Below are 9,223 nucleotides of genomic sequence, written 5' to 3' on the forward strand. Positions count from 1 at the left end.
ACAGCGGCACATTTCCTCCGTTACTCAGGGAAAGAGTTGTGATAATGGGAGAGCGATTCCAAAGCCGGTGTCCGTGCGGCGCGCTGTGGCGGGCCGCCGGGCTTCTACTCAGTGCCGCCCTGCTGATGCCTGGAACGGCGGCCGGTCAGACGCGCCCGACCGCGCCGGCGCCCTCCGACACCGTGGCGCCCGCGGTGGCGGCAGATGCGACGGCGGTCACGCTGCCGGCGGTGCGGGCGCTGCGGGTTACGGTGCCGCTTCAGGGACTGCCCGCGCAGCCCGGAGCGTCCGCGACGGTCTCGGTGGCGACCGACGTGGGCGAGGTCTCCCGGCGGTCCACGTTTTCGCTCCGCCGGGTGCCGGCGGACATGACCATGGATTTCGACCTGCCGAACGGCGTCATCTCGGTCGCCGGCACCCGCGTCGGGTCGTTCAACCCGGTTGCGCCGCTCACGGATAACCTCAAGTTTCCCATCGACGTCGCCGTGAGTGAAGGGGCGAACACCGTCACCGTGCACCGGGAGATTACGCTGCTGCTGCCGACCGTGATCATCCCCGGGTTCTCGAACGAACGGCGGACCAGCCCGGACAGGCTCGTGGTGAAGCGCTTCGCGCGGTTCGGCTACACCGATGCGGCCTCGCTGCCGACGCTCTTCTGGTACCCGTACCAATCGCACGCGGTCGGGCTGGACGACGGCGCCCGGGCGCTGGCGGCGTACGTGCGCCGTACCGTGCTGCCCGCGACCTACGCCGCGAAGATCAACGTGGTCGGCTACAGCGTCGGCGGGTTGTTCGCGCGATGGCTGGTCGCGTACGACTACGACGGATGGGCGCTGCTCGTCAACCGCCTCGTGCTGGTCGCGGTGCCGAACGAAGGGGCGGTTATGCCGTACCTGGGTGTCCACGCGCCGTCGTTCCTGCCGTTCGTCGCGTCGGCGAAGACGCCGCTCGGCCGCGCGATGAACCCCGTCTTTCCGTTCTGGCGCGCGACGGCATCGGACCCGTGGTCCCTCCCGCCCGACGACGGCAACGCGGCGCTCGACGCGCTCAACGCCCGTCCGCTGCCGTCAAGCATCCGGTGCTACACTCTTTACGGTCACAACGATCCCGAGCGGACCGGCGGGCCGCAGACCGCGGCCGGCGTGACGGGCCCGCTGCCGGGGGCCGCGATCTCGTACGGTCCCGGCGACGGGATCGTGCTGACCGCGAGCGCGATCGGCCTGCCGATCAACGGGTCGCCCGGCCTGCCGGAACTCGCCGCGCGCGCGGTGCGCGTGGACGTCGGGCGCGTGTATCACATTCACGTGCTGGAGGCGGGTGCGGCCAGGGCCGCCGCCGCACTGCAGGATCGCTTCGAGACCGCCGCCGAGGTGGCCGGAACGCCGGCAAACGGTTCACGGCAGCGATAGCCTCGGGTCGTGTGCGCCGTTCATGGTAGGTGCGCGGTCGGCCGCCCTATAATCACCCGTGGTGAGTTTCCGCGCCGGGTCCCGCCGTGAGCCGTAATGGGTGAGAGTCTGCCGGCCTCCGCCGCGTCGGGCGACCAGCACCTGCGCCGCGACATTTCGGTCTGGGGCTCGTTCATGTGGGGCTTCGCCGATGTGGGCGCGGACATCTACGTGGCACTTGGGATCGTGATCGCCGCGACGATGGGCGCGGCGCCTCTTGCCTTCGCCGCCGCGGGTGTCGTTTACATCATGATCGGCTTGGCCTACACGGAGTTGGCCGCAGCGTACCCCGTTGCGGGCGGCGGCCAGTATTTCGTGAGCCGCGGGCTGGGGGACATGGCCGGATTTATCGCGGGGTCGGCGCTGCTTCTCGACTACACTATCGATATCGCGCTGTTCGCGACGTTCTCGGCCGGATACATGAACTTCTTCTTCCCCGCCGTTCGCGACTTCAAGGCGAACCTCGGTCCCTTTCACAACATCAACCCGCTCTGGGCCGGCGAGACGATGGTGTTGATCGTCCTGCTCACCTGGCTCAACGTACGCGGCATTCGGGAGTCGTCGTTTCTCAACGAAGTGATCGGTGTTTTCGGGCTTGTCGTGGAGGCCGGCCTCATTCTCATCGGTCTCGTCTTTGCGTGGAAGCCGGAGCTGCTGGTGGATCAATGGGTCCACCAGTTTCCGACGTTTCATCAGTTCATGTACGGCTCGTCCCTTGCCATCATCTCGTACGTCGGATTGGAGTCGATCTCCCAGGCGGCGCAGGAGACGCGGCGCCCCGCCACCGTCATCCCGCGGACGTCCATCGGCTTGATCGGCAGCGTGTTCCTGTTCGCGGTATTCTTCTCGATCACCGGGCTCGGCGTGCTGCCGTGGCAGGCGTATGCGAAGGACGTCGGAGATTCCGTGGCCCTGTTCGGAAGCCGCCTGCCGTTCGTGGGACCGATCGCGGGCCCGCTCGCGGCCGTGCTCGGCGCCGTTATCCTCCTCATTTCAGCCAACACCGGCGTGATGGGGGCCAGCCGTCTGGTGTACTCGATGAGCCAGCTCAAACTGGTGACGCCCTGGTTTCAGGACGTGCACCATCGCTACCGGACGCCCGCGCGAGCGATCCTGGTTTTTTCCGGAATCGGCCTCCTCGAGGCGGTCCTGGCGTTCCTCACCCCGAGCGCCGTGGACGTCCTGGCCAACATGTACGCGTTCGGCGCGACGTTGGGCTACACGCTTGTCTTCATCGCGCTGATCGTACTGCGGATCCGGGACCCGTACTCGCCGCGGCCGTACCGGGTGCCGCTGAACGTGCGGCTGGGGCCCCGCAACGGGGTGCTGGTCGAAATTCCGATTGTCGGCGTCCTCGGCCTAATCGGCATCCTGATTACGCTGATCGAAGTCGTCCTGACCCACGCGATCGGCCGGATCGCGGGGCCGGCGTGGGTGCTGATCGGCCTCGCGTATTACGTGTGGTTCAGGCGGCAGCAGCGGCTGCCGGTGACGGGCAGCGTCGCGCACGCGTGGGAGGAACAACAGCGGCGAATTCTACGTCACGCCGAGGAATACGATCTGTTGGAGCGCTATGAAATCGTACTCGCGCAGCGCGACCGGGACCTGGCGAGGAAAGGGCGCCGTGCCTAGTCCGGGGGCGGGTCGCGCTTCGACCGCGAGTCCGCCCCGCTACACGGCGGTGGATCTCTACCAGGCGGTGACCAGCGCGGCGATGGTGGCCGTGGGTTTGGTCATTCTCGTCAGGACGCTTCCGCTCGGCCTCCACCCGCAGGCGCTCCTGGCGGGATTCGGATTCCTCGGGCTCGGCGCGTACCGGCTGTCTTTTGTGGTTGCCTACCTCCGGCGGCGGGCCGCCCGGTGACGGAGACGCTGCGGTTTCATCTGCTCGGCTCTACCCTGGCGGCGGCGTTTGCCGCTGCGATGGCGGCGCTGCTCTTTTGGATGCTGCGCCTGCCGCGTCCCGTCTCGGCCGAGATCGCGCGCGCCGTGCGGTCTGTGGGAGCCGTCCGTACGATCTTCGTGCCGATTCTGGAATCCTACTATTCCGCCCGCGCCGTCGAGCTCGCGAGCCGCCTCGGGGAGGAGCAGAAGGCGACCATTTTGCTCGGATACGTGGTCGAAGTTCCGCGAACGCTGAGCCTCGGCGTCGCGCTTCCGAATGTCGAGCAGCGCGGACGGCACGCGTTGGACCGGGCGGGCGAAATCGTCGCCACACACCATTTGCAGTCTACGGCCGAAGTGATCCGGGCGCGCGAAGCGGGCGAGGGAATCGCAAGAACGGCGCGCGACCACGATGTAGATCTCATCGTGCTTGGGATCTCGCCCCAGACCGGGTTCGTCGAAGGGTCGACGGAGCGCGTCGCGGAATCGCTGTTTCGAAACGCGCCCTGCGAGGTCATCATCGACCGCCTCGCCGAGACGAGCATCGGCGCGGTGGCGCCGGACGCGTAGCGCGGGTCGGCGCGAAGGGAGCCGGAGGCCGATGCATGTGGTGGTCCTAGGCTGCGGACGCGTCGGGGCGATGCTCGCCTCGATGTTGGAGACCGAGGGTCATACCGTCGCGATCATCGACCGGGACCCGGAATCGTTCCGCCGGCTCAGCGCCGACTTTCGCGGGAAGACGATTCTCGGCATCGGCATCGATGAAGACATTCTCAAGAAGGCCGGAATCGAGCGGGCCGGCGGATTCGCCGCCTGTACGAACGGGGACAACAGCAATATCATGTCCGCGCAGATCGCGAAGGTGAAGTACAAGGTACCGCGCGTGATCGCAAGGATCTACGATCCACTTCGCGCGGAGGCCTACCGGGAGTTCGGGATCGACACGATCTCGCCCACGCTGCTCGGCGCCGGCCTCTGCATGGACTTTCTCGCGGCGCGGCCGTGGCGGACGATCGAGCAGTACCACGCGGTGCGCGAGGCGCGGCTGCTGTCGGCGGAGCCCGAGGGGGGCGAGTAGGTGTACATCATTATCGCGGGAGGCGGCAAAGTCGGCTACTACCTGACCAAGGCGCTGCGCGACGACGGACAGGAAGTGACCGTCATCGAGAAGCTGCGGCGGCGCTACGTGATTCTCAAGGAGGAGTTCGGCGACGCCGCCCTGCTGGGCGACGCCTGCGAAGTGCGGACGCTCGACCAGGCCGGCGCGGTACGCGCCGATCTGGTCGCCGCGGTCACCGGCGACGACGAGGACAATCTCGTGATCTGCCAGATGGCGAAGCGCAAGTTCAACGTCAAACGCGTGATCGCGCGCATCAACAACCCGAAGAACGAAGTCACCTTCCAGTTGCTGGGGATCGACGAGACGGTCAGCTCAACGAAACTGATCTACAGCCTCATCGAGCAGGAAGTCGAAGCGGCGGACATCATCCCGCTCACGGCGCTGAGGCGCGGCAACCTGGAAGTGGTCGAGGTGGCCATTCCGCCGGATTCCCCCGCGGCGAACCGGCGGGTTCGCGACCTGCCGCTGCCGCGCGGGTGCACCCTCGGGATCCTCGTGCGCGGGGAGTCCGCGGAAGTCGTGCACCCGGACACGATGCTTCGACCGGGCGACGACCTGGTCGCAATTATTCCCGCGGCCGGAGTCCAGGCCTTCCGCCTGGCCCTCCTCGGCCGGGGCGTGCCGGCGTCCTAAATTAACGATTCCTTAACGACTTTCCGCGCCTCCGTGACCCCGTCGTAACGGCGCCGGTGGTATCGTGCCGCCTATGGCCAGCTAGGGAGGGGTGCCGGTGACGGACGTCCTGATGATCGGCCTGATGGCCGTGCTGCTGCTTTCGACCCTCGCATGGATTCCCGGTCTGACGCGGCTGATGGGCGGGCGATGAACGGTTTCTTCGTCGCGCTCGCCGGCGTTCTTTCGATCGGGCTCTTCGTCTACCTGGTCTGCGCCCTCTTGAAGCCCGAGTGGTTCGTATGACGACGGCCGGCGTGCTGCGGATCCTGCTCCCACTCGTGGTCGTCTTCGCGCTGGTCAAGCCGCTCGGGACCTACATGGCCCGCGTCTACATGGGCGAACGGACGATCCTCGACCCCGTGCTGCGGCCGCTGGAGCGGCTGTTCTATCGCTGGTCGCGCGTCGATCCGCACGAGGACATGTCCTGGCAGACGTACTCGATCGCCATTCTCTCGTTCACGTTTGCCGGCATGCTGCTGCTGTACGCGCTTCAGCGGATGCAGGCCGTGCTTCCGCTCAATCCGCAGAAGATGCCGGCGGTCTCGCCGGCCCTGTCGCTCAACACCGCGGTCTCGTTCGCGACCAACACGAACTGGCAGAACTACGGCGGCGAAACGACCCTCAGCTACCTGGTCCAGATGACGGGGCTGACCGTCAAGAACTTCACCTCGGCGGCGGCGGGTATGGCGGTGATGCTGGCGCTCTTCCGGGGCCTGGCGCGGCGGTCGGCGAGCGCGATCGGCAACTTCTGGGTGGACCTGACGCGGAGCGCGCTCTATATCTTCCTGCCGATGTCGATGGTACTGGCGCTGCTGCTCGCGTCGCAGGGCGTTGTGGCGACCCTCTCTCCCTACAAGACCACGACGCTCGTCGAGCCCACGTCGTACGACCGGCCGGCGACCGACGCGAACGGCAAGCCGGTGCTTGATGCGCAGGGCCACCAGAAGACGACGACGGTGAAGGTCACCGAGCAGGTGCTCGCGGTCGGGCCGGCCGCTTCGCAGATTGCGATCAAGCAACTCGGCACGAACGGAGGCGGCTTCTTCAACGTCAACTCGTCCCACCCGTACGAGAATCCGACGCCGTTCTCCAATTTTCTCGAGGTGATCGCGATCGTCCTAATTCCGGCCGCGGTCTGCTACACGTTCGGCCGGATGATCGGCGACACGCGGCAGGGCTGGGCGATCCTGGCCGCGATGACGCTGATGTTCCTGCCGCTGTTGGCCATGGCCGAGGGTTTCGAGCAGGCCGGCAACCCGCTGATCGCGCGCCTCGGTGTGGATCAGCGCGCGGGTCCGCTGCAGTCGGGCGGCAATATGGAAGGCAAGGAGACGCGGTTCGGCGTGCCGGACTCCGCCCTGTGGGCGACCGCGACCACCGCGACCTCGAACGGGTCGGTCAACTCCATGCACGACTCGTACACGCCGCTCGGGGGTCTCGTGCCGCTCGTCGGCATGCACCTCGGCGAGGTCGTCTACGGCGGCGTCGGGGTCGGCCTGTACGACATGCTGATGGTGGTGATCCTCGCCGCGTTCGTCGCCGGGCTGATGGTGGGCAGGACGCCGGAGTACCTCGGCAAGAAGATCGAGGCGTTCGAGATGAAGATGGCGTCGGTCGTCGTCCTCGTGATGCCGCTGATCGTGCTGCTCGGCACCGCGCTCGCCGTCGCGACGCCGGCCGGCCGCGCCGGCGCCTCCAACCCCGGCCCGCACGGCTACAGCGAGATTCTCTATGCCTTCACCTCGATGGGCAACAACAACGGCAGCGCGTTCGCCGGCATCAACAGCAACACGCCGTTCTACAACGACGTCGGCGCGGTGGTGCTGTGGCTCGGGCGGTTCTGGGAGATCGTGCCCGTGCTGGCCGTCGCGGGCTCCATGGCGGCGAAGAAGATCGTGCCGCCGAGCCCCGGGACGCTGCCGACCCACACCGGGCAGTTCGTGTTGTGGCTCGCCGCGGTCACCGTGATCATCGGGGCGCTCAGCTTTCTGCCGGCGCTCGCGCTCGGCCCAATCGTCGAGCACTTCCTGATGCACGCCGGCGCGGTGGTCAAGTGAGGAGGGGCGCATGAGCGCACAGGTGCCGGCCGCGGAGCGTCAGCGCGCGCAGACCGCCATGCTGTGGCGGACGGCGATCCTGGACTCGTTCCTGCGGCTCGATCCTCGGCAGCAGGTGCGCAACCCCGTGATGTTCGTCGTCGAGGTGACGAGCATCCTGACGACGCTGCTCTTCTTCCACGCCCTCTTCGGCCGCGGCGAGGCACCGGCCCCGTTCATCGGCAGCGTGTCGGCGTGGCTGTGGTTCACGGTCGTCTTCGCGAACTTCGCCGAGGCGCTCGCGGAGGGCCGCGGGAAGGCGCAGGCCGAGGCGCTGCGGCGGGCCCGCCGGGATACGCCGGCGAAACGGCTCCGGCGGCCGGAGCGGCCCGACCGTGCCGGACCGTACGAGACGGTGTCGTCGACGGTGCTTCGCAAGGGCGACGTCGTGCTCGTCGAGGCCGGCGACGTGATTTCGGGCGACGGTGAGGTCGTCCAGGGCATCGCGTCGGTTGACGAGAGCGCGGTCACGGGCGAGAGCGCGCCGGTGATCCGCGAGTCGGGCGGCGACCGGAGCGCGGTGACCGGCAGCACACGCGTGCTGTCCGACTGGCTGCTGGTGCGCATCACCGCGAACCCCGGCGAGGGCTTCATCGACCGGATGATCGCGCTCATCGAGGGCGCGCGCCGGCAGAAGACGCCGAACGAGATCGCGCTCAATATCCTGCTGGCCGGCTTCACGATCCTGTTCCTGGTCGTCTGCGCGACGCTGCTGCCCTACTCGATCTACAGCGTCGGGGCGGCCGGGCGCGGCGCGCCGGTCACGATCACCGTGCTGGTGGCGCTCCTCGTCTGTCTCATCCCGACGACGATCGGGGGCCTCTTGAGCGCGATCGGCATCGCCGGCATGGACCGGATGATCAAGCGGAACGTGATCGCGCTGTCGGGACGCGCCGTCGAGGCCGCGGGCGACGTGGACGTCCTGCTGCTCGACAAGACCGGCACGATCACGCTCGGCAACCGCCAGGCCGTCGAGTTCATCCCGGTGGACCACGCGAACGCGGAGGAGCTCGCCGAGGTCGCCCAGCTCGCCTCGCTGGCCGACGAGACGCCCGAAGGCCGCAGCATCGTCGTGCTTGCGAAGGAGCGGTACGGGCTGCGCGGGCGCACCGTCGGCACCGGCTCCGACGGCACGGATGAGGGGCAGTCCGAGGGCATGACGTTTGTCCCATTTACCGCGCAGACCCGCATGAGCGGTGTCAACTTCGACGGGGTCGTGATCCGGAAGGGCGCCCCCGACGCCATCGTCGCGCAGGTACGGTCCGGCGGCGGGGCGGTGCCGCAGGACCTCAACGCGGTGGTCGAGCGGATCGCCCGCTCGGGCGGGACGCCGCTGGTCGTGTCGCGCAACGACAAGATCCTGGGGGTCATCCACCTCAAGGACATCGTGAAGGGCGGCATCAAGGAGCGGTTCATGCAACTGCGCCGCATGGGGATTCGCACGGTCATGATCACCGGCGACAACCCCTTGACCGCGGCGGCGATCGCGGCGGAGGCGGGGGTGGACGACTTCCTGGCCCAGGCGAAGCCCGAGGACAAGCTGCGGCTGATCCGGGAACAGCAGGCGGGGGGACGGCTCGTGGCGATGACGGGGGACGGGACGAACGACGCCCCGGCGCTGGCCCAGGCGGACGTGGCGGTCGCGATGAACACCGGCACGCAGCCGGCCCGCGAGGCCGCGAACATGATCGATCTCGACAGCAACCCGACGAAGCTGATCGAGGTGGTCGAGATCGGCAAGCAGCTGCTGATGACGCGGGGGGCGCTTACGACCTTCAGCATCGCCAACGACGTGGCGAAGTACTTCGCGATCATTCCCGCGGCGTTCGCGTCAACGTATCCCGCGTTGGGGGCGCTGAACTTCATGCGGCTGTCGACGCCGCAGAGCGCGATCTCGTCGGCGGTGATCTTCAACGCGCTGATCATCGTCGCGCTGATTCCACTGGCACTGCGGGGGGTGCAGTACCGGCCGGCGGGGGCGGCGCGGATCCTGCGCAACA

At 67.8% G+C, this 9,223-nt stretch carries 9 protein-coding genes; all 9 read left to right on the forward strand.

Features of this window, described 5'->3' with window-relative positions; genetic code table 11:
- Positions 1-44 precede the first annotated feature (44 nt).
- The gene (locus VFL28_14230) at positions 45-1,409 is read left to right on the forward strand and encodes a hypothetical protein (protein HET7265818.1); all 1,365 of its coding nucleotides are present in this window, start codon (positions 45-47) and stop codon (positions 1,407-1,409) included.
- A gap of 96 nt (positions 1,410-1,505) precedes the next feature.
- Positions 1,506-3,080 (forward strand): APC family permease, encoded by a 1,575-nt coding sequence (locus tag VFL28_14235; GenBank protein ID HET7265819.1) that lies wholly within the window; start codon positions 1,506-1,508, stop codon positions 3,078-3,080.
- Positions 3,073-3,312, forward strand: coding sequence for a hypothetical protein (locus VFL28_14240; protein ID HET7265820.1), 240 nt, complete (start codon positions 3,073-3,075; stop codon positions 3,310-3,312). Before VFL28_14235 ends, VFL28_14240 begins: the two co-directional genes overlap by 8 nt.
- Complete coding sequence (locus VFL28_14245; GenBank protein HET7265821.1) at positions 3,309-3,902, forward strand: universal stress protein; 594 nt, start codon at positions 3,309-3,311, stop codon at positions 3,900-3,902. The genes VFL28_14240 and VFL28_14245 overlap by 4 nt, the downstream gene beginning before the upstream one ends.
- Positions 3,903-3,933: 31 nt before the next feature.
- Positions 3,934-4,410, forward strand: a complete 477-nt coding sequence (locus VFL28_14250; GenBank protein HET7265822.1) for a TrkA family potassium uptake protein — start codon at positions 3,934-3,936, stop codon at positions 4,408-4,410.
- The gene (locus VFL28_14255) at positions 4,411-5,085 is read left to right on the forward strand and encodes a TrkA family potassium uptake protein (GenBank protein ID HET7265823.1); all 675 of its coding nucleotides are present in this window, start codon (positions 4,411-4,413) and stop codon (positions 5,083-5,085) included.
- Between the two features lie 189 nt (positions 5,086-5,274).
- Positions 5,275-5,370, forward strand: a complete 96-nt coding sequence (gene kdpF, locus VFL28_14260) for a K(+)-transporting ATPase subunit F (protein ID HET7265824.1) — start codon at positions 5,275-5,277, stop codon at positions 5,368-5,370.
- Positions 5,367-7,184: a potassium-transporting ATPase subunit KdpA gene (gene kdpA, locus VFL28_14265; GenBank protein ID HET7265825.1), complete on the forward strand. Its 1,818-nt coding sequence runs from the start codon at positions 5,367-5,369 to the stop codon at positions 7,182-7,184. The genes kdpF and kdpA overlap by 4 nt, the downstream gene beginning before the upstream one ends.
- Before the next feature lie 58 nt (positions 7,185-7,242).
- Positions 7,243-9,223: potassium-transporting ATPase subunit KdpB (gene kdpB / locus VFL28_14270; protein HET7265826.1), on the forward strand; the 1,981-nt coding region annotated here is incomplete at its 3' end.

The organism is bacterium (assembly GCA_035691305.1).
GTDB lineage: Bacteria > Sysuimicrobiota > Sysuimicrobiia > Sysuimicrobiales > Segetimicrobiaceae > DASSJF01.

Excerpts from the sequence above, each read along its gene's own strand:
- kdpA (HET7265825.1), top strand. The coding sequence starts at position 5,367 with ATGACGACGGCCGGCGTGCTGCGGATCCTGCTCCCACTCGTGGTCGTC.
- kdpF (HET7265824.1), top strand. The coding sequence starts at position 5,275 with ATGAACGGTTTCTTCGTCGCGCTCGCCGGCGTTCTTTCGATCGGGCTC.
- VFL28_14250 (HET7265822.1), top strand. The coding sequence starts at position 3,934 with ATGCATGTGGTGGTCCTAGGCTGCGGACGCGTCGGGGCGATGCTCGCC.
- VFL28_14235 (HET7265819.1), top strand. The coding sequence starts at position 1,506 with ATGGGTGAGAGTCTGCCGGCCTCCGCCGCGTCGGGCGACCAGCACCTG.
- VFL28_14230 (HET7265818.1), top strand. The coding sequence starts at position 45 with ATGGGAGAGCGATTCCAAAGCCGGTGTCCGTGCGGCGCGCTGTGGCGG.